Below are 19,416 nucleotides of genomic sequence, written 5' to 3'. Positions count from 1 at the left end.
GGGGAAGTTATTTTCGTTGGGGGATATCATGGGATCAGCGACGGTGCAAACGCAGCGGGGGCTGCAAGCCGAGCGGATTTCCGCGTTGATGGACGGGGAATTCGATCCGGACGAACTGGCCGCCCTGCTGGACGAGGCTGACACCTCGGGCCGGCCTCTGTGGGACGACTACCATCTGATCGGTGACGCATTGCGTTCCGATGAACTGACGCTGCCGCGTTCGGAGTCTGCCTTTATGGCCTCCTTCGCCGCACGCCTCGAAGCCGAGCCGCACCTGCTCGCGCCTGCCGCACTGGCCGACGCTCAGGCAGCGACGGCCGCGGGGGCCAAAGTCTCCGGCTCTCGCGTCACGCGAATCAATCCTTTCCTGCGCGTTCGCCGCGTCCTGCCGACGGCCGCCGCCGCCGCTGCGGTCGCTGCACTGTCGTGGGTCGTGGTACCGCGTCTGCAAGATCATCCGGCAGGTGGGGCGCAACCGCAGGTGCTCGCTCAGACCGCAGCGCCGACTGCCAGCGGTTCCAGCCTCACGCGCGTGGCGCTGTCGCAGCAGCCGCAAGCCGCTGTGGCCGCCAATGGTGCGGGTGCGCCGAACGATGTGATCGTGCTGCGCGATGCGCGTCTCGACCAATATCTTGCGGCTCACCAGCAATATGCGCCGGCCCCGATCGGTCAGAGCGTTTCCCCTTACATGCGAGCCTCGGCGCAAGCGGACGAATAAATGCAGCGCCTGAGTATCGAATCCTTGCCGCGTGCGCCCTTCGGGCGCACTTTCTTCTTGTTTGCATTCTTGCTGGCGAGCACCCTGCAAACGCAGGCGTGGGCGCAGGCTTCCGCGTCCACCGACCCGCTGGTCGAGAAGCGCGAAGTCAGTGCATGGCTCAACAAGATCCACCGTGCGGCGCAAACGCAAAATTACATCGGCACCTTCGTGTATCAGCGTGGCTCGACCATGCGTTCGTCGAAGATCAGTCACTTCGCCGAGAAGGGTAACGAGTACGAGGAACTGGAGACGCTCGACGGACGTCAGCGCCGCATTCTTCGTCAGAATGAAGACGTCTACACGCTGATTCCCGAGCAGAAGACCGTCTTCCAGGAAAAGCGCGAGAGCAAGGATTCGTTCCCCGCATTGCTTGCGACGCCCAATCGCGACGTCCTCGACTACTACGCGCCGAAGCTGCTGCCGAACGAACGGATGGCGGGCTTCGACTGTATGGTGATCGAGCTCACGCCGAAGGACGATTATCGTTTCGGTTATCGCTTGTGGGCCGATCGCAATACCGGCTTGTTGCTGCGCGCACAGACGCTAGATGCCGAGGGTCACCTGCTGGAGCAGGCTGCGTTCTCGCAAATCTCGATCGGCGTGCCGAGCGAGAAGGCGCGAATCGTCCATGCGATTCAGGCGACGCACGGCTGGCATGTCGTGAAGCCGCAGATTGCGACGACGCGTCTGTCGGACGCGGGCTGGAGCATCGACGTCGACAAGAAGGTGCCGGGATTCAAGGCCGTTCGCGAAGTGCGTCGCACGATGCGCTCTACTGCTGACGGCAAACCGCTGGAAGTCCAGCAGGTGGTATATTCCGACGGCATGGCCGGACTTTCGGTGTTTATCGAGCCGGCCACGCGTGAGCGCAAGGAAGGCCACGGTAGCGCCGGAGCGACGAACATCCTCATCAAGCGCTATGGCGACTTCTGGCTGACCTTGCTCGGCGAAGTGCCGCAGGCCACCCTGCAACAGTTCGCATCCAGCATCGAGTACAAACAGCCGGCGAAGTGACCGGCTGTCGGGTGGGCCGCAACCGGTAACGGTGCGGTCCGGGCAGCGAGGCAGACGTGACGCGACGGTGCGTCGGGTGCCGGACTGCCCTCAGGGATTCCGAGACTTTCGCGCACCACGATCTTCCAATGAAGAAGACTCTCCTGCTTCGTGTCATCCTTGGCGGCGCCATTGCCGCCCAATTGGCGGGAGTCCCCGCCGCCTTTGCTGCGCCGGCCTCGGCACCGAGCGGCGGATCGACGACGTCGAACGCACCGCTCGTCAGCAATCTTCCCGATTTCACTCAACTCGTCGATCGCGTCGGCCCGGCCGTCGTGAACATTCGGACGACCGAGCGCGTTAGCCGCAATCAGCGTGGTTTGCCGCCCGGTATGGACGATGACATGGCTGAGCTGTTCCGCCGCTTCTTCGGCGTACCCATGCCTCAGCAGCCCGGCCCGAAGGGTGGCACGCCGCGACGTGGCCAGCCGCAACCGGACGAAGAGCAGAACAGTGGCGTGGGTTCGGGCTTCATCGTCTCGAACGACGGCTACATTCTGACGAACGCGCACGTGGTCGACGGCGCGGACAGCATCTACGTCACCCTGACCGACAAGCGTGAGTTCAAAGCGAAGCTGGTCGGCGCGGACAAGCGTACCGATGTTGCCGTGGTCAAGGTGGATGCCAAGGACCTGCCGACGGTGCCTGTGGGCGACTCGAACAAGCTTCGTGTGGGCGAGTGGGTGGTGGCGATCGGATCGCCGTTCGGTCTCGAAAATACGGTAACGGCAGGCATCGTGTCGGCCAAGGGGCGTGACACGGGCGATTACCTGCCGTTCATCCAGACGGACGTGGCCGTGAACCCGGGCAACTCGGGCGGCCCGCTCATCAATATGCGTGGCGAGGTCGTGGGCATCAACTCGATGATCTACAGCCAGACCGGCGGTTTCATGGGCATTTCGTTCGCGATTCCGATCGACGAAGTGATGCGCGTGGTCGATCAGCTCAAGAAGACGGGCAAGGTCGTTCGCGGCCGTATCGGTGTGGCGATCAGCGAAGTGAGCAAGGAGGTGGCCGATTCGCTGGGCTTGCCGCGTGCTCAGGGTGCACTGGTGCGTAGCATCGAGCCGGGCAGCCCTGCCGAGAAGGCGGGCGTGCAGCCGGGCGACATCATCATGAAGTTCGAAGGCCGTCCGGTCGATCACGCGACGGACCTGCCGCGCATGGTCGGCGAGACCAAGCCGGGTTCGAGCGCAACCTTGCAAGTCCTGCGCAAGGGCAAGAATCAGGATCTGAAGATCACGATTGCCGAGGCTGATACCGATGCGCCAAAAGCATCGAAAGCCCAGGGCAGCAGCGCCGAAGCGCCGCACCCGAACGCTTTGGGTCTGGTCGTCTCCGATTTGACCGACGCGCAGAAGAAGGACTTGAAGCTGCGTGGCGGCGTGCAGGTCGAACTGGCGGAAGGCCCGGCGGGCCGTGCGGGGCTCCAGCAGGGTGACATCATTCTGCGAGTGGGCGACGCCGATATCGTCAACGCCAAGCAGTTCGAGGATGTGGTGAAGGCGCTCGATCCGAAGCGTCTGGTGCCGATCCTGGTGCGCCGTGGCGATGCAACGCAGTTCGTGCCGCTGCGCCCGCGTGCGCCGGGCGCCAAGTAACCAGCCCATGACCGCGCCGGCGTTCACGCTCTACGGCCGCAAGTGGTGTCATCTGTGCGATGACATGCTTGCGGCGCTCGAAGCGATGCGTCCGGCGTGGGATTTCTCGGTCACGGTGATCGACGTCGACAGCGATCCGGTGCTCGAAGCGAAGTACGACGAGATCGTGCCGGTGCTTGCCTTGGGCGAGCGCGAACTGTGCCGGTATCGTTTCGACGCCGACGCTGTCGCCACTGTTTTTCCCCGGGACTGACGCTTCGTCCGGTCCGGATGCCCAGAACGGAACCAGCACCTGCCCATCATTTCCACTGAATCCCGCTTATTTCGGCTATACGGCTGCGATGCCTTCGATTCCGGACGGAATCGGTGCGCTTTCGGCTAAAATGTCGTGTTTGCCGATTCTCTCGAAAGTCGCTGCCGAGCCGAATCCGATGGCACCGACTTTTCTATAGCCCCGCCTCATGGACCATATTCGCAATTTTTCGATCATCGCCCACATCGACCACGGGAAATCGACCCTGGCCGATCGCATCATCCAGTTGAGCGGCGGTTTGTCCGATCGTGAAATGGAATCTCGCGTCCTCGATTCGATGGATCTCGAGCGCGAGCGGGGGATCACCATCAAGGCACAGACCGCCGCGCTGCAATACAAGGCGCGCGACGGCAAGGTCTACAACCTCAACCTGATCGATACGCCGGGACACGTCGACTTTTCGTACGAAGTGAGCCGTTCGCTGTCCGCTTGCGAAGGCGCGCTGCTCGTCGTTGACGCCTCGCAGGGCGTGGAAGCGCAGACTGTCGCGAACTGCTACACCGCCATCGAGCTGGGCGTGGAAGTCGTGCCGGTGCTCAATAAGATCGATCTGCCGTCGGCCGAGCCGGAAAACGCGATCCAGGAGATCGAAGACGTGATCGGCATCGAGGCGACCGACGCCGTGCGCTGCTCGGCCAAGACCGGCCTGGGGGTGGAAGACGTGCTCGAGGCGCTGATCGCCAAAGTGCCGCCGCCCAAGGGCGACGCCAACGCGCCGCTGCAAGCCCTGATCATCGACTCGTGGTTCGATAGCTACGTCGGTGTGGTCATGCTGGTGCGCGTGGTCAACGGTACGCTCAAGCCGAAGGAAAAGATTCACCTGATGGCCACGGGCTCCAGCTATCTGGTCGAACAGGTGGGCGTGTTCACGCCGAAGTCCAAGCAACTCGCGTCGCTGTCTGCCGGTCAGGTGGGCTTCATCATCTCGGGCATCAAGGAACTGAATGCGGCCAAGGTGGGCGATACCGTCACTCACGCCGTGACGACCACGACCAAGCCGGCTGACGCACCGCTGCCGGGCTTCAAGGAAGTGAAGCCGCAGGTGTTCGCCGGTCTGTATCCGGTCGAAGCCAACCAGTACGATGCGCTGCGCGACTCGCTCGAAAAGCTCAAGCTTAACGATGCCTCTCTGCAATACGAACCGGAAGTTTCGCAGGCACTGGGCTTCGGTTTCCGTTGCGGTTTCCTGGGCCTGCTGCACATGGAAATCGTGCAGGAGCGTCTGGAGCGCGAATTCGACATGGACCTCATCACCACGGCGCCAACCGTGATTTATGAGGTGACGGAGCGTGACGGTACGGTCGTCTCGGTGGAAAACCCGGCGAAGATGCCGGACCCGGGCCGCATCGAGGAAGTTCGCGAGCCGATCGTCACTGTGAATCTCTACATGCCGCAGGAGTACGTCGGTTCGGTCGTCACGCTGTGCCAGCAAAAGCGCGGCGTGCAGATCGATATGCAGTATCACGGCCGTCAGGTGCGTCTGATTTATGAAATTCCGATGGCTGAAATCGTGCTCGATTTCTTCGATCGTCTGAAGTCGGTATCGCGCGGTTACGCGTCGATGGATTACGAGTTCAAGGAATATCGCGCGTCGGACGTGGTCAAGGTCGACATGCTGATCAACAACGACAAGGTCGACGCGTTGTCGATCATCGTCCACCGCTCGGAGAGCCGTCGTCGCGGTGCGCAAGTCGCGTCGAAGATGCGAGAAATCATTCCGCGTCAGATGTACGATGTGGCGATTCAGGCGGCCATCGGTGCGAACATCATTGCGCGTGAAAACATCAAGGCACTGCGTAAGAACGTGCTCGCGAAGTGCTATGGTGGTGACATCTCGCGTAAGAAGAAGCTGCTCGAGAAACAGAAGGAAGGTAAGAAGCGCATGAAGCAAGTGGGGAGCGTTGAAATTCCCCAGGAAGCGTTCCTTGCCATTTTGCAAGTCGAAGACAAATAACGTAGCGACAGGTCCCGCATGAATTTCGCCCTGATTCTTTTGATCCTGGTGCTGGTGACCGGGGTGGCCTGGGTGGCCGACAAGTTGGTGTTTCAGCCGGCGCGCCGCCGGGCAGCACAGAATGCCGTGGCGCAATTCGATCAGCAGCAACTGGCGTTACAGGGATCCGGTATTCAGGGCTCTGGTTCGCAGGACGGCAATGCGCTGGCGAGTGCGCGTGCGAAGTTGCGTGACGACAAGCTGCGTCAGCCGTGGTGGCTGGAGTACTCGGCGAGCTTCTTCCCGGTGATTCTCGCGGTGTTTGTGCTGCGCTCGTTCGTGGTCGAGCCGTTCAAGATTCCGTCGGGCTCGATGATCCCGACGCTGCTCGTCGGCGATTTCATTCTCGTGAACAAGTTCGATTACGGCATTCGTCTGCCGGTGGTCAACAAGAAGATCATCGAGCTGGGCGAGCCGAAGCGTGGCGACGTCGTGGTGTTCCGTTACCCGAAGGATGAGTCGATGGACTACATCAAGCGTGTGATCGGCGTGCCGGGCGACGTGGTTGCCTACCAGAACAAGAAGCTCACGATCAACGGCGAACCGGTGCCGGAAACCGCGCTGCCGGATTACTTCGACGACGAGCACATCGCGTACTTCAAGCAGTTCGAGGAGACGGTCGGCGGCGTGAAGAACCGGATTCTGAACGACCCGAACGTGCCGCCGTACATCATGGGTGCGGACGATTTCCCGAACAAGCAGAACTGCCAGTACAACAGCCAGGGCGTGATCTGCAAGGTGCCGCCTGGCAACTACTTCATGATGGGTGATAACCGCGATAACAGCGCGGACAGTCGCTACTGGGGTTTCGTGCCCGAGCAGAACATCGTGGGTCGGGCGTTCTTCATCTGGATGAACTTCTCGAACCTGAAGCGTCTGGGCGGCTTCCAGTAAGTCGACCGCTTCACGGGGAAGTCTGGCTTCCCCGCTAAGGCTCGAATTGATGCGGAAATTGACGTTATTTTGTCAATTTCCGCATTATTATTTTCAAATAAGAAATAAAAGATGCGGTGGGAGACGACCTCCGACGGGGCATATCGGTTCTGACCTCGGAATTGTCCGATCCGCCGATCTCACGCCAGTCCGAAAAGCCCGTCAGACGGCGGTAAAGCCCGTCGTTTCTTGGCGACGACCCGCGCCGGGGCGGGAGCGTCGCGCTATACTTGCGCCATGTCTCAATCACTGAATCAACTGGAAGAACGTCTCCAGTATCGTTTCCACGATGCGGAATTGCTTTGCCAAGCACTGACGCATCGTAGCCACAGTGCCGCCAACAATGAGCGGCTGGAGTTTCTCGGCGATTCCATTCTGAACTGTTCGGTCGCAGCGATTCTGTTTCGTCGCTACGGCAAGCTCGACGAAGGCGACCTCTCACGTGTGCGCGCCAATCTCGTGAAGCAACAATCGTTGTATGAGATCGCGCAGACGCTTGGCGTTTCCGATTTTCTTCGCTTGGGCGAAGGCGAGCTCAAGAGCGGTGGTTTCCGTCGTCCTTCGATTCTGGCCGACACCCTCGAAGCGCTGTTCGGGGCGATGTACCTCGATGGCGGTTTCGAGAAGGCCTATGCGGTGATCGAGCGTCTGTATACGCCCGTGCTCGAACATGTCGATCCGAAGACACTCGGCAAAGACGCCAAGACGCTGCTTCAGGAATACCTGCAAGGTCACAAGATCGCTCTGCCGCAGTACACGGTGATCGCCACCCACGGGGCGGCGCACAACCAGCAGTTCGAGGTCGAGTGCACCGTGCCGAAGCTCGACATCAAGGTGGGCGGTTCGGGGGCCAGCCGTCGTGCGGCTGAGCAGGCAGCGGCCAAGAAGGCGCTGGAAGAAGTGCAGAAGATGCCCGCGCTGGCGAAGCCGAAGGCCGAGAAGAGTGCGAAGGCGGCGAAGAAGCGTGCAGCCAAGGCGGCGGCCACGGAAGCGAAGAAGGCCGGACAGGTAGGGCAAGCCGGGCAAATGACGGTGGCGTCGCAGGCCGAGTCGCGCGAGCCGAAGGATGCTCGTGATGCCGCAGCCGGGGCGACAACGGCGCCGGCCATGACCGCGTCGAGCCACAATGCGCCTCGCAATGCAGTCGCCTCGCCCGAGAAGTCCGCTGACAGGTCTGCTGAGAAGCCGGCTGAAAAGCCTGCCGAAAAGTCAGTCGAAAAGCCGACCGACAAGGCAGACGCCGCCAAGCAACCTCCGGCAGCTGCCTGAGTTCCATTCAGGGGAGAGTCATCGCTGCTGTCCCCCTTTCAAGAGAGTTTCCAATCATGAACGATAAGACGGATTTTCGCTGCGGTACCGTGGCGATCGTCGGGCGTCCGAACGTCGGTAAGTCGACGCTGCTCAACGCCCTCGTCGGTCAGAAGATCAGCATTACGTCGCGCAAGGCGCAGACCACGCGACATCGCATCACCGGCATCAACACCACGGAAGACGCGCAGTACATCTTCGTCGACACGCCGGGCTTTCAGACGCGTCATGCGACCGCACTCAACCGCTCGCTCAATCGCGCGGTGACGTCCACGCTTTCGAGCGTGGATGTTGTGATGTTCGTGATCGAAGCGGGCAATTTCGGCCCGGACGACGAGAAGGTGCTCAAGCTCCTGCCGGAAAACACGCCGGTGCTGCTGATCGTCAACAAGCTGGACCGTATCAACGATAAGGCCGAGATGCTGCCGTTCCTGCGCAAGCTGGGCGAAGTGCGTGATTTCCGCGAAATCGTGCCGATGTCGGCCAAGCGTGAGGACGACATCAAGCGTTTGCTCGGTGTGCTGCGTCCGTACCTGCTCGAAGGCGACCCGATTTACGGCGAGGATGATCTGACAGATCGCAGCGAGCGCTTCATGGCGGCTGAAATCCTGCGCGAAAAGGTGTTCCGCTGGACGGGCGACGAATTGCCGTACACGAGCACGGTCATCATCGACAAGTTCGAAGTCGAAGGGAATCTACGCCGCATTTTTGCGACGATTCTGGTCGATCGCGATAATCACAAGGCGATGATCATCGGCAACAAGGGCGCGAAGCTCAAGCAGATCTCCACCGATGCACGCCTCGACATGGCGAAGCTCTTCGACGGTCCCGTGTATCTGGAAGTGTGGATCAAGGTGAAGGGCGGTTGGGCCGACAATGAAGCCGGCCTGCGGGCATATGGCTACGAGTGAACTGGATACTTCACGTGACGATGTCGACACGCCGGATGCCGTAGCGCCACCGGGCGACACGTCACAAGCCACGCGATCGGCGCGATCTCTGCCAGCCTCGTCGGAGGCGGTGGGGGCCCGGCCCGCACGTCCGAAGAGCACGCGCACGCGTGCCGTGGACGACGATGCCTCGGAAGCCTTCCAGCAAGCGCAGGCGAACACCGATACCGTCAAGCGCGAAGCCAGACGCACACGCCGCGCGCCGTCCCCCGCCCGGGTGGCCGAGCGCGAACAAAGCCGGGTGACGGAACAACCCGGCTTTGTGCTTCACAGCTATCCCTACCGCGAAACCAGCCTGATCATCGATGTGCTCACGCGCGACCACGGGCGTATTGCGCTCGTCGCCAAAGGGGCAAAGCGTCCACATTCCGCACTGCGCGGTGTGCTTCAGACGTTTCAGCCGCTCTCGCTCGCGTGGCTCGGCAAAGGCGAGTTGCGCACGTTGACGAAGGCTGAGTGGGTCGGCGGTTTGCGTCCGCTTGAGGGCGACGCGTTGCTCTCGGGCTTTTATCTGAACGAATTGCTGGTGAAGTTCTGCGCGCGAGACGATCCGCACGACAAGCTGTTCCAGCACTATCTGACGACGCTGCATCATCTCGCGCACGGCGAACCTGCAGGTGTGATCCTGCGCGCGTTCGAGCGCGTGTTGTTGCGCGAGACGGGATACGCCGTGGCGTTCGACCGTTGCACGCAAACGCGTGGCAAGGTCGTGCCGGATCGCCGCTACGTGTTTCACCCCGACTGGGGTGTGCGCCCGGCGCGCGGCGACGAACCATCGGACTGGCCGGTCGTCGGCGGGCAGACGCTGCTCGATATGGAGCAAGATGATTACTCGCGGGCGCAGACCGTGCAGCAGAGCAAGTTGCTCATGCGCTTTCTTCTCAACCACCATTTGGGCGGTGTGCCGCTCAATACCCGGCAGATCCTGCTCGACCTGCAAAAACTATGAGCCTCTTCTTCCAAGGCAATGCCATCGACCTCGGGGTCAACATCGATCACGTCGCCACGGTGCGCAACGCGCGCGGCACGAAATATCCGGATCCGATCAGGGCAGCCCTGCTGGCCGAAGAGGCGGGCGCGGATGTGATTACGCTGCACTTGCGTGAGGACCGTCGCCATATTCGCGACGACGACGTCACGAATCTGCGCGACAAGCTGATCACGCGCATGAACCTCGAGTGCGCGGTGACGGAAGAGATGCTGGCGATTGCCTGCCGCGTGAAGCCGCACGATGTCTGTCTCGTGCCGGAGAGCCGTCAGGAGCTCACGACTGAAGGCGGACTGGACGTCGTCGGGTTGTACGACCGTATCGCTGCTGCGACACAACAGCTTGGCGAAGCCGGCAGCCGTGTGTCGCTCTTCATCGATCCGGACGAGGCGCCGATTCGCGCCGCCGCCCGCATGGGCGCACCGGTCGTCGAACTACACACCGGGCGTTACGCCGAGGCGCATGACGAAGCCACACGTGAGGCCGAGTTCGCCCGCATTGAACGTGCGGTGGCGCTGGGTGTGTCGCTGGGACTGCGCGTCAATGCCGGTCATGGCCTGCACTATGAGAACGTTCAGCCCATCGCGGCCATCGAGGGCATTTCCGAGCTGAACATCGGACACGCCATCGTCGCTCATGCCCTCTTCGCTGGCTGGGAGAACGCGGTTCGTGAGATGAAGGCCATCATGGTCGCCAGCCGCATTGCTGCGCGCGGCTGAGCGGCAGCATCCCGTCCGTTTATCGCCGCATCGAGCCGTGCCACGATTCTTCTCATGAGCGATCCGAATCTCTCGTCCCCGTCGTCCGCAATTAGCGCGACGGCAGCCTCCGGCGCCTCACCGCAGGGGCCTACGACGATTTACGGTGTGGGCACCGATATCTTGCAAATCAGTCGCGTCGTGGGCGTGATGGCGCGCACGAAAGGCCGATTCGCAGAGCGTGTGCTCGGGCCCGAGGAACTCAAGGTCTATCACGCTCGTCAGAAGCGCTCCGAGCTGCGCGGGCTGGCTTATCTGTGCACACGGTTCGCGGCGAAGGAAGCTGTCTCGAAGGCCATCGGTCTCGGGATGCGCTGGCCAATGACATGGCGTGCAGTGCAGACGCTGAACGCACCTTCGGGCAAGCCGGTGGTGGTCGCGTCGGGCGAGTTGGTGCAGTGGCTCGCCGAGCGGCAATTGTCGATCGAGATTTCGATCACGGACGAAAAGGAATACGCGGTCGCCTTTGCGATCGCGTCACGTAATTTAGGCAACATTGGCAATATTGCATCGGAGAAATCGCAATGACGAAGCGTAGGCCGGGCCCGGTGATGCTGGACGTTGTCGGGCTGACCCTCAGCGAAGACGACATCCGTCGCATCGATCACCCGTTGACCGGGGGTGTCATTCTGTTCGCCCGTAACTTCGACGATCGCGCGCAACTGTGCTCGCTCACGAAGCAGATTCGCGACGTGCGCGACGACATTCTGATTGCTGTCGATCATGAAGGCGGACGTGTTCAGCGCTTTCGCACCGACGGCTTCACCCATCTGCCCGCGATGGGCAAGCTGGGCAAACTCTGGCATGAGGACGTATTCAAGGCAACGCGCGTTACGACGGCCGTAGGTTACGTGCTTGCGTCGGAACTGCGTGCCTGCGACATCGACCTGAGCTTCACGCCGGTGCTGGATCTGGACTATGGAACGTCTGCCGTGATCGGCGACCGTGCGTTCGACGCGGATCCGCGCGTGGTGGCGATGCTCGCCAAGAGCCTCAACCACGGGCTGTTGCTCGCGGGGATGGCGAACTGCGGCAAGCACTTCCCGGGGCATGGTTTTGTGGCGGCCGACTCGCACCACGAGATTCCCGTGGACGAGCGCTCGCTCGACGAGATTCTGTCCGTCGATGCGCAACCGTACGACTGGCTCGGCATGTCGCTCGCGGCGGTCATGCCCGCGCACGTGATCTATCCGCAGGTCGACCCGAACCCGGCAGGCTTCTCGACCAAGTGGCTCAAGGAGATTCTTCGCGGCCAGTATGGTTTCGACGGTGTGATCTTCAGCGACGACCTGTCGATGCAGGGCGCGAGCGCGGCGGGCGACGTGGTGACGGCTGCTCACGCGGCGCTGGACGCTGGCTGCGACATGGTGCTCATCTGCAATAGTCCGGAGAAGGCTGACCGTCTGCTGCGCGAAATGAAGCCGGTGTCCGACACCGTTTCGCAGCGCCGCATCAAGCACCTGCAGGGGCGTGGCAAGGTGCACGGCTGGGAGAAGATGCTCGCGCAGCCGGAGTATCAGGCGGCAAAGCGTCTGATCGCGGAGACGTTCGGCGGCTAAGGCTGCTAACGCTGCGCAAGGCCGGTGCAAACCGGTCGCCCCAAACAAAAAGCGCTCGACCCCGAAGGGACGAGCGCTTTTTTGTTACCTGACGAACCGCACCGCCCGAGAGCGCTGCGGTCGCAAGCCGTCGCTTAGGCGCGGCTCTTGTATTCGTCGGTACGCGTGTCGATTTCGATCTTGTCGCCGGTGTTCACGAACAGCGGAACCTGAACTTCCAGCAGGTCATTGATCTTGGCGTTCTTCAGCACCTTGCCCGACGACGTGTCACCCTTCACGGCCGGTTCCGTGTACTCGACCACGCGCACGAGCGTCGTCGGCAGTTCCACCGAAATAGCCTTCTCTTCGTAGAACACGACTTCGCACGGCATGTCGGGTTCGAGGTACTTGATCGCGTTGTCCATGTTCTCGGCTTCGACTTCGTACTGGTTGTAGTCGGCGTCCATGAACACGTACATCGGGTCGGCGAAGTACGAATACGTCACTTCCTTCTTGTCGAGGTTGACAGTCTCGAACTTTTCGTCAGCCTTGTAGGTCCACTCGCCGCGGCCTTCCTTCAGCAGCTTCTTGTACTTCAGCTTGACCATGCTGGAGTTACGGCCCGACTTGACGAATTCGGTGCGCAGCACAACGTTCGGCTCACCCTCCAGGATGAAGACGTTACCGACGCGGAGTTCTTGAGCGATTTTCATAAAAAACGAGATCCTGTGACGAAATAAGCGATTTGCCGCTTGTTGAGCGCTTCCATACGCCGATTCGCCGCTTGATTCCCGTGTCCGCCAAGGGCGACTCGGAGCAGCAGGTTCAGCAGCAAAGCGTTGAAAAACCAGCTATTTTACCTGATTTTGCGCGAAGCTTGCCAACTGTCGCGCGAGGTCTGGGAGCTGGGCCTGAGCGTTTGCCCACGCCTGCGCGTGCCGTCTCAGGGCGGGCAATGCCGCTGCCAGCGCCGACCAGTCCGGCGCGGTGCTGGCGTAACCGTTCCAGAGGTGCCAGAAGGTACGCAGCGCTTCGCGTTCGGCATGTCCCAAGGGGGTGTCGCCGGCGGGCGGCTCTGCCAGATACCGCTCCAGAAACGCATCGAGCTTCACATGATGGGCATTTTCCGCTTGCGGATAGATATGCCAGACGAACGGCTTCGCCGCCCATTGCGCACGGACGAATGAGTCTTCCCCTCGCACGAAATTCAAATCGCACGCCCAGAGCAGGTTATCGAACTCTTGCTGCGGGACGAATGGCAGACCGTAGACGGTCAATGCGCCGCGCGTCGCCGACTCGCGAGGGGCGAGCGGCTCACGTCGGAGCCACTCGCCGACAGCCGGAGCGATTCGACCTTGCGGAACGAGGCAGACAACAGGCGTTTCGCTTTCCGACCATTGCGTGAGTAACCCCGGCAACGCGTCGTTCTCATACGCGAACAGCGACACAATCAGTGCCTCTTGCGGTGCCGCAGACAGGCCGAGCGTACGTTGCCACCAGGCATCGCGCAGGTCGGGGGAGGTGAGAAATGCATCACGCCGGAAAAACAGTTCGCGTTCGCGGATCAACCCGCCGGAGCGTTCGGTAAACCCAGGCATGAAAATCGTTTTGACGAGGCCCAATTGCGGATGGAGCGACTTCTGCAAATGGAATTCGTCGACCCAGGACTCGGCGCTCAGATACTCCAGATTGACCCACACTGGCGCGTTACCTGCCTGTTTCCGGGCGTGCATCGCATGGAGATACGTGTCCGGAATAGGGCAGGCGAACCCCTCGATCACGATGTCGCCCGGCGCGTTGTCGTGCGTGATCGGTCCGAAGTCGGCGTCCCAGCGCCGCACGTCGACGCCGTCGCAGCGCTGCTGTGCCTGCGTCGGATCGATGTCCGGGCGCAGATAGCGAAAGCTCGTGAGATCGTCGACCCAGAGTCGCACCGACCATCCGTGTTCGCGCACGAGTTGGCGGGCGAGTCGCCAGCACACGCCGATGTCACCGAAGTTGTCGACGACGGTGCAGAAAAGGTCGCAGCGCGGCACCAAAGGCAGGTGACCGACGTTCGTAGTGGCGGGCGAGGGCGCCGGTGAGGATGCGGTGGACAAGGGCATTGAGAAGCCGTAACGCGGATTGGTCTAAACTTCTGATTTTAGTCCCTCCTTGTATCTCCCGAGGCACTCAAGGGACGCTCAGATCGCCAGAGTTCATGACCGAAGACGCCCACGACGTCACGCCACCGCGTAAGTCCCGCAAAGCCAAAGCCACCGACGCCGCCGAGCCCACTCCATCGGCCACGACCGGGGATGTTGTGCAGCCGTCGGTTTCGTCCGCACCGGATGACGTGTCTGTCGGGGCGTCGGCCGAGCCAACGGCTTCACCGTCCGCCAAGCCAGGCAAAGCGGCCAAATCTGGCAAATCTGGCAAACTCGCCAAAGCCGGAACGGCGAAGCGCGAGCGGCGCAACGGCAACGACGGGCCGCAGATGCCTGCGGATGATACGAGCGACGCCAACGACGCGCCGTTGTTCGATGCGCGCAAAGCGCTCTCGCAGTTGCCGAACCTGCCTGGCGTCTATCGCTACTACGACGCGGTGGGCAACGTTCTTTACGTGGGCAAAGCGCGCAATCTGAAGAAGCGCGTATCGAGTTACTTCAACAAGACACAGTTGTCGCCGCGTATTGCGTTGATGGTCGCGCGCATTGCGAAGCTGGAGACGACGGTCACTCGCTCCGAGACGGAAGCGCTGCTCCTTGAAAACAATCTGATCAAGGCGCTGCATCCGCGCTACAACATCCTGTTTCGGGACGACAAGTCCTATCCGTTCCTTAAGCTCACGCAACACAAGTACCCGCGCATGGCGTATTACCGTGGCTCGGTGGATCGTCGCGGCCAGTATTTCGGACCGTTCCCGAGTGCGTGGGCAGTGCGCGAGAGCATCCAGATTCTGCAAAAGGTCTTCCAGTTGCGCACTTGCGAAGACTCCGTCTTTTCGAATCGCACGCGTCCGTGTCTGCTCAATCAGATCGAGCGATGCAGCGCGCCGTGCGTGGGCGCGATTCAGGACGAGGACTACGCGCGTGATGTGAACAACGCCGCCGCGTTTCTCTCCGGACGTCAAAAGGAAGTGCTCGGCGCGCTCGAAGACAAGATGATGGCCTACGCTGAAGCGCTCCAGTTCGAGCAGGCCGCTGTCGTGCGCAATCAGATGCAAGCGCTCTCCGGCGTGTTGCAGCAGCAGTCCGTCGAAACGGCGGGCGATGTCGACGCCGACATTCTTGCCGTGGCCTACGCTGGCGGTCGCGCTTGCGTGAACCTTGCGATGGTGCGCGGCGGACGTCACCTGGGCGATAAGGCGTATTTCCCGGCCCACGTCGAGCGGGGTGTCGAAGGCGGGATCGCGGACGAATTCGAGGAGGACGAAGTGCTGGCCGAGTTGCCGTCCGAGGATGATTCGGACGATGCTGTGGCCAGGCCAGACGAGGGCGGCAACGATCCGTCCACGAGCGTCGCGCAAGCGTCGTCCGCGTCGCTCGAATCGCGTCTGCTCGAAGCGTTCGTCGCTCAGCACTATCTCGGCCAGTCGGTGCCGCCGGTGCTGGTGGTGAGCCATGCGTTGCCGAACGACGAGTTGCTTACCGCGCTCTCAGAGCAAGCGGGCCGCCGTATCGCGATGGTGCGCCAACCGCAGGGGCAGCGACGCGCATGGCTCGACATGGCGTTGCAAGGCGCGCAACTTGCGCTCACGCGGTTGCTGACGGAGCAGGGCAGCCAGCAGGCGCGCACCAGTGAGCTGATTCAGACCATCGGACTCGACATCGACGATCCCGCGCTGCTGCGTGTGGAGTGTTTCGACATCAGCCATACGCAGGGTGAGGCCACGCAGGCGTCATGTGTGGTGTTCCATCATCACAAGATGCAGACGAGCGAGTACCGGCGCTACAACATCACGGGTATCACGCCGGGCGACGATTATGCGGCCATGCGTCAGGTGCTCACGCGCCGGTACGGCCGTTTGATGGAGGCGGCTGCGGCGACGGTGAACGACGCAGCCGATCCGCTGTCAGTGGCCGCAGACGTCGCACGTGCCGAGGCCGACACCTCCGTCGTGGCAGAAGGTGACGCGACCGAATCAACTGAATCAACCGAATCCACCACATCAAGCGCATCGAGCGCGTCGGCCGCTCACGATATCGCAGACGTCGAAGCCAATCTCCCGCAACTGGTGCTGATCGACGGCGGCAAGGGGCAGGTGGAAGTCGCGCGTCAGGTGTTCGTTGAGCTGGGGATCGATATTGGCCGTCTGGTCGGCGTGGCGAAGGGCGAGGGGCGCAAGGTGGGTCTCGAGACGCTGATCTTCGCTGACGGACGGGCACCGCTCGAACTCGGTCGCGAAAGCGCGGTGCTTATGCTGATTGCGCAGATCCGCGACGAGGCGCACCGTTTCGCGATCACCGGCATGCGGGCGAAGCGTGCGAAGGCGCGTCAGACATCGCGGCTGGAGGAGATCGAGGGCATTGGGGCGAAGCGCCGTCAGCGCCTGCTGATGCGCTTCGGCGGCTTGCAAGGCGTGGTGTCCGCGAGCGTCGACGAACTGGCGAGCGTCGAGGGCATCTCGACAACGCTTGCCGAGCAGATCTATCGCCAGCTTCACTAAGTTCGGCCGGTTCAGCCGGGTCTCCGGGTCATCGTTTCGCTCGGCGGTCCTCGTCACCCTATCGTCACTCTCTGGTCACGACTTGCTCACGTATCGCCGTGAAACAGCAATCGCATCACGGTATCGTTATCGACGGTTTCCCCGGAAAGCGTGCGGGCGAGCAACTCGCCTCCAACCACTGGCGGCGCAAAAATCATGTCCGGCTGCACGCGCTTGAGTTTGCTCAGGTGCTTGCTGTCGTTCACTGAGGCGATAGTGCGCACGGTCGGCGCGATCTCTTTCGAGGCGAGCACGATGAACGCATTTTCGGAATCGTCCGCCCGCAGTGCGAGCACGGCTTTGGCGTGCTCGATGCCAGCATGGGTCAGCACGGTGTTATCGCTGGCGTCGCCGTGCATGACGTCCGCTTCTTCCGGATAGGGATTGTCCGCGCCGCTCGCGATGATGACCGTCACGGGCCAGCCGCGTTTGGTGAGTTCGTGGTGGACGTTGACGGCCAGCGGCGACGCGCCGGCCACGATGAAGTGGTTCTTTCGTATCACGTGCGTGAATCTCCCCGCGAGAATTTTCTTGAGGTTGCCCCCGACGAGCGGGCCGATGACGACGGAAAGCGACGTCGCGAACACGCTGATCCCAAAGATGATGACCGACGCGGTGAACAGGCGCGCGTCGGTCGACACCGGCACGATATCGCCGTAGCCGACCGTCGTCATCGTGACGATGGCGAAATAGAACGCCGTGGCGAGATCCCCGACATTCGGCTTGAACTCACGCCCCAGATACATCGTGCCGAACGTCGCGTAGATCACCAGGGCGAACACGGCCACGAGCGTGTAGAGCGTCGCGGCGGCGAAGCTGGCCCGGTCGAATTCGCGCCAGTACCAGAGCAACAATCCGAAGCAGACGAGCGAGAGGATGAACGTTACGTCGAAGCGGATGTTGAGGTGGAAGTTGATGGCGGCAGCGAGGGCGAGCATGACCAGCGTGAAAGCCCACGCAGTGCGCGCACGAATCACGAGGCCGCAGGACAGCGCGACGAGCGCCGTGCCGACGAGCGCGCGAGGCAGATGCGAGAAGTCGATGCGCTCGATGGCGTTGAGTCCGAACAGCAGCCGGGGCAGGTGCGTGGCTTCGATATGTTCGAGGGCGGAGAGGTCGCCGCGCACGAAGAGATCGATGAGCAGCGAGCCGGGCACGCGCAGCAATACGGAGGCGACGAGCAGCAGGCCGTCGATGCCGACGAGTCCGGCGATCAGCACGTGTCGGGGAACGAGTGCCCCGAGGGGCGGCCGGTGCAGGACACTGCGCAGGGCGGACAGGGGCGAGTGCAGTTTCACGAGATCGGCGCTATTGGCGGGATGTTGCGAGCAAGATAGGGGCACACTGGCGCACATGTCAACAGGTGTGCGGTGCCTGCGGCCTTGTCGCTACGGGGCAGACACGGCACAATGCGGGTCTGGTACGGTTGCCGAGTGCGCCGTGTGTCGACGTTTGCCGAACTCATGCTGCCATGCCTTTCAATGTCCCCATATTCCTGACCTGGCTTCGGATCGTGCTGATCCCGCTGGTGGTCGGCGTCTACTATTTGCCGACGACATGGTTGTCATCCGTCGAGATGAACTGGGTGGCGTGCGCGGTGTTCGTGCTGGCGGCGCTGACCGACTGGTTTGACGGGTTTCTGGCACGCCGCTGGAATCAGACGTCGGCGTTCGGGGCGTTTCTGGATCCGGTGGCCGACAAGCTGATGGTGGCGGCGGCGCTGCTGATGCTGTTGCAGATGGGGCGAATCAACGCGTTGGTGGCGCTCATCATCATCGGACGGGAAATCACGATTTCGGCGTTGCGGGAGTGGATGGCTCAGATTGGCGCGTCGCGCAGCGTGGCGGTACATCAGTTGGGCAAGATCAAGACGGCGGCGCAGATGGTGGCGATTCCGTTGTTGCTGTTTAACGGCACGGTGGTGTGGAACGGGTTGCGTTTCGACTCGCGATTCTGGGGAACGTGGCTGATTTACGTGGCGGCGGTTCTCACGTTGTGGTCAATGCTGTATTATTTGCGCCGCGCGTGGCCGCAGATTCGTGAGCGGGGCGGCGCACAGATGTGAGCGTAAGTCTCTGAATATGCGGGAAGTGCGCGGGATCTGTGCGGTGGAGGAGAAAAAACTTCACAAATTTTCAGTGTAGGTGCTTGACACTGAATCGTCGTTTAGACATAATCTCCTTCTCGCTGCTACGGCGCTAGCCCGGCAGCGAAGTTTTTAGAAGTAGATGGATTGGTAGTACGCATGACAATGCGGGAGTAGCTCAGTTGGTAGAGCGCAACCTTGCCAAGGTTGAGGTCGCGAGTTCGAGACTCGTCTCCCGCTCCAGTTTTCACACTGGACATTGAGTGATTGATCCTCGGTGTTCGGTGTCATGCGGGAGTAGCTCAGTTGGTAGAGCGCAACCTTGCCAAGGTTGAGGTCGCGAGTTCGAGACTCGTCTCCCGCTCCAAATCCAGAGGGAGGCCCTGGCTTCCCTTTTTATTTGCCGAAAAGCCCACGGCGATCGATCCGACGGGCGCCCTCGATGGCA

The 19,416-nt window shown here is 61.7% G+C and carries 17 protein-coding genes and 2 tRNA genes; 16 read left to right on the top strand and 3 right to left on the bottom strand.

Annotation, left to right across the window (positions count from 1 at the left end):
• Positions 1-28 precede the first annotated feature (28 nt).
• The 12 genes from NA29_RS20925 (at position 29) to nagZ (ending at position 12,216) form a co-directional block, all read left to right on the top strand.
• Positions 29-718, top strand: a complete 690-nt coding sequence (locus tag NA29_RS20925; RefSeq protein ID WP_039401226.1) for a sigma-E factor negative regulatory protein — start codon at positions 29-31, stop codon at positions 716-718.
• The gene (locus tag NA29_RS20920) at positions 719-1,774 is read left to right on the top strand and encodes a MucB/RseB C-terminal domain-containing protein (protein ID WP_039401223.1); all 1,056 of its coding nucleotides are present in this window, start codon (positions 719-721) and stop codon (positions 1,772-1,774) included.
• Between the two features lie 128 nt (positions 1,775-1,902).
• Entirely contained in the window at positions 1,903-3,414 is a 1,512-nt protein-coding gene (locus NA29_RS20915; RefSeq protein ID WP_039401220.1) for a DegQ family serine endoprotease, read from the top strand.
• 7 nt (positions 3,415-3,421) lie between these two features.
• Positions 3,422-3,667 (top strand): glutaredoxin family protein, encoded by a 246-nt coding sequence (locus NA29_RS20910; RefSeq protein WP_039401218.1) that lies wholly within the window; start codon positions 3,422-3,424, stop codon positions 3,665-3,667.
• 208 nt (positions 3,668-3,875) lie between these two features.
• Positions 3,876-5,681 carry a translation elongation factor 4 gene (gene lepA / locus NA29_RS20905; protein WP_039401215.1) on the top strand — a complete coding sequence of 602 codons (1,806 nt, stop codon included), beginning with the start codon at positions 3,876-3,878 and terminating at the stop codon, positions 5,679-5,681.
• An 18-nt stretch (positions 5,682-5,699) separates the two neighbouring features.
• Positions 5,700-6,614 carry a signal peptidase I gene (lepB, locus tag NA29_RS20900; RefSeq protein WP_039401212.1) on the top strand — a complete coding sequence of 305 codons (915 nt, stop codon included), beginning with the start codon at positions 5,700-5,702 and terminating at the stop codon, positions 6,612-6,614.
• A 276-nt stretch (positions 6,615-6,890) separates the two neighbouring features.
• Positions 6,891-7,922 (top strand): ribonuclease III, encoded by a 1,032-nt coding sequence (gene rnc, locus NA29_RS20895; protein ID WP_039404152.1) that lies wholly within the window; start codon positions 6,891-6,893, stop codon positions 7,920-7,922.
• Between the two features lie 56 nt (positions 7,923-7,978).
• On the top strand, positions 7,979-8,872 hold the full coding sequence (era, locus tag NA29_RS20890) for a GTPase Era (protein WP_039401209.1): 894 nt from the start codon (positions 7,979-7,981) through the stop codon (positions 8,870-8,872).
• Positions 8,859-9,860, top strand: coding sequence for a DNA repair protein RecO (gene recO / locus NA29_RS20885; protein WP_039401207.1), 1,002 nt, complete (start codon positions 8,859-8,861; stop codon positions 9,858-9,860). Before era ends, recO begins: the two co-directional genes overlap by 14 nt.
• Positions 9,857-10,618: a pyridoxine 5'-phosphate synthase gene (pdxJ, locus tag NA29_RS20880; RefSeq protein WP_039401204.1), complete on the top strand. Its 762-nt coding sequence runs from the start codon at positions 9,857-9,859 to the stop codon at positions 10,616-10,618. Before recO ends, pdxJ begins: the two co-directional genes overlap by 4 nt.
• 189 nt (positions 10,619-10,807) lie before the next feature.
• On the top strand, positions 10,808-11,185 hold the full coding sequence (acpS, locus tag NA29_RS20875) for a holo-ACP synthase (RefSeq protein WP_231965193.1): 378 nt from the start codon (positions 10,808-10,810) through the stop codon (positions 11,183-11,185).
• Entirely contained in the window at positions 11,182-12,216 is a 1,035-nt protein-coding gene (gene nagZ / locus NA29_RS20870; protein WP_039401201.1) for a beta-N-acetylhexosaminidase, read from the top strand. Before acpS ends, nagZ begins: the two co-directional genes overlap by 4 nt.
• Before the next feature lie 134 nt (positions 12,217-12,350).
• Here nagZ and efp read toward each other — a convergent pair whose 3' ends face one another.
• Together efp and earP are read right to left on the bottom strand one after the other, a co-directional pair.
• Positions 12,351-12,908, bottom strand: coding sequence for an elongation factor P (gene efp, locus NA29_RS20865; RefSeq protein WP_039401199.1), 558 nt, complete (start codon positions 12,906-12,908; stop codon positions 12,351-12,353).
• A gap of 138 nt (positions 12,909-13,046) precedes the next feature.
• Positions 13,047-14,300 (bottom strand): elongation factor P maturation arginine rhamnosyltransferase EarP, encoded by a 1,254-nt coding sequence (gene earP, locus NA29_RS20860; protein WP_039401196.1) that lies wholly within the window; start codon positions 14,298-14,300, stop codon positions 13,047-13,049.
• Positions 14,301-14,671: 371 nt separating this feature from the next.
• Here earP and uvrC point away from each other — a divergent pair, with 371 nt between their 5' ends.
• Complete coding sequence (gene uvrC, locus NA29_RS20855; protein ID WP_039404149.1) at positions 14,672-16,843, top strand: excinuclease ABC subunit UvrC; 2,172 nt, start codon at positions 14,672-14,674, stop codon at positions 16,841-16,843.
• Between the two features lie 86 nt (positions 16,844-16,929).
• Here the strand turns inward: uvrC and kch are convergent, their stop codons facing one another.
• The gene (kch, locus tag NA29_RS20850; protein WP_224787015.1) at positions 16,930-18,180 is read right to left on the bottom strand and encodes a voltage-gated potassium channel protein; all 1,251 of its coding nucleotides are present in this window, start codon (positions 18,178-18,180) and stop codon (positions 16,930-16,932) included.
• A 173-nt stretch (positions 18,181-18,353) separates the two neighbouring features.
• Here kch and pgsA point away from each other — a divergent pair, with 173 nt between their 5' ends.
• From pgsA to NA29_RS20835, 3 genes are all read left to right on the top strand, one after another.
• Positions 18,354-18,947, top strand: coding sequence for a CDP-diacylglycerol--glycerol-3-phosphate 3-phosphatidyltransferase (gene pgsA, locus NA29_RS20845; RefSeq protein WP_039401194.1), 594 nt, complete (start codon positions 18,354-18,356; stop codon positions 18,945-18,947).
• Positions 18,948-19,135: 188 nt separating this feature from the next.
• Positions 19,136-19,211, top strand: a tRNA-Gly gene (locus NA29_RS20840).
• 48 nt (positions 19,212-19,259) lie between these two features.
• Positions 19,260-19,335 (top strand) — tRNA-Gly (locus NA29_RS20835).
• The last annotated feature ends 81 nt before the right edge of the window (positions 19,336-19,416 follow it).

It is taken from the genome of Pandoraea sputorum (assembly GCF_000814845.2).
Taxonomy (GTDB): Bacteria; Pseudomonadota; Gammaproteobacteria; order Burkholderiales; family Burkholderiaceae; genus Pandoraea; species Pandoraea sputorum.
The sequence above is the reverse complement of the archived record's forward strand: the minus strand, read 5'-3'. Positions and strand labels throughout refer to the sequence as shown.

What these genes read in the sequence shown, in the direction of transcription:
- NA29_RS20925 (WP_039401226.1), top strand. Translation starts at nt 29, where the DNA reads ATGGGATCAGCGACGGTGCAAACGCAGCGGGGGCTGCAAGCCGAGCGG.
- NA29_RS20920 (WP_039401223.1), top strand. Translation starts at nt 719, where the DNA reads ATGCAGCGCCTGAGTATCGAATCCTTGCCGCGTGCGCCCTTCGGGCGC.
- NA29_RS20915 (WP_039401220.1), top strand. Translation starts at nt 1,903, where the DNA reads ATGAAGAAGACTCTCCTGCTTCGTGTCATCCTTGGCGGCGCCATTGCC.
- NA29_RS20910 (WP_039401218.1), top strand. Translation starts at nt 3,422, where the DNA reads ATGACCGCGCCGGCGTTCACGCTCTACGGCCGCAAGTGGTGTCATCTG.
- lepA (WP_039401215.1), top strand. Translation starts at nt 3,876, where the DNA reads ATGGACCATATTCGCAATTTTTCGATCATCGCCCACATCGACCACGGG.
- lepB (WP_039401212.1), top strand. Translation starts at nt 5,700, where the DNA reads ATGAATTTCGCCCTGATTCTTTTGATCCTGGTGCTGGTGACCGGGGTG.
- rnc (WP_039404152.1), top strand. Translation starts at nt 6,891, where the DNA reads ATGTCTCAATCACTGAATCAACTGGAAGAACGTCTCCAGTATCGTTTC.
- era (WP_039401209.1), top strand. Translation starts at nt 7,979, where the DNA reads ATGAACGATAAGACGGATTTTCGCTGCGGTACCGTGGCGATCGTCGGG.
- recO (WP_039401207.1), top strand. Translation starts at nt 8,859, where the DNA reads ATGGCTACGAGTGAACTGGATACTTCACGTGACGATGTCGACACGCCG.
- pdxJ (WP_039401204.1), top strand. Translation starts at nt 9,857, where the DNA reads ATGAGCCTCTTCTTCCAAGGCAATGCCATCGACCTCGGGGTCAACATC.
- acpS (WP_231965193.1), top strand. Translation starts at nt 10,808, where the DNA reads ATGGCGCGCACGAAAGGCCGATTCGCAGAGCGTGTGCTCGGGCCCGAG.
- nagZ (WP_039401201.1), top strand. Translation starts at nt 11,182, where the DNA reads ATGACGAAGCGTAGGCCGGGCCCGGTGATGCTGGACGTTGTCGGGCTG.
- efp (WP_039401199.1), bottom strand. Translation starts at nt 12,908, where the DNA reads ATGAAAATCGCTCAAGAACTCCGCGTCGGTAACGTCTTCATCCTGGAG.
- earP (WP_039401196.1), bottom strand. Translation starts at nt 14,300, where the DNA reads ATGCCCTTGTCCACCGCATCCTCACCGGCGCCCTCGCCCGCCACTACG.
- uvrC (WP_039404149.1), top strand. Translation starts at nt 14,672, where the DNA reads ATGCCTGCGGATGATACGAGCGACGCCAACGACGCGCCGTTGTTCGAT.
- pgsA (WP_039401194.1), top strand. Translation starts at nt 18,354, where the DNA reads ATGCCTTTCAATGTCCCCATATTCCTGACCTGGCTTCGGATCGTGCTG.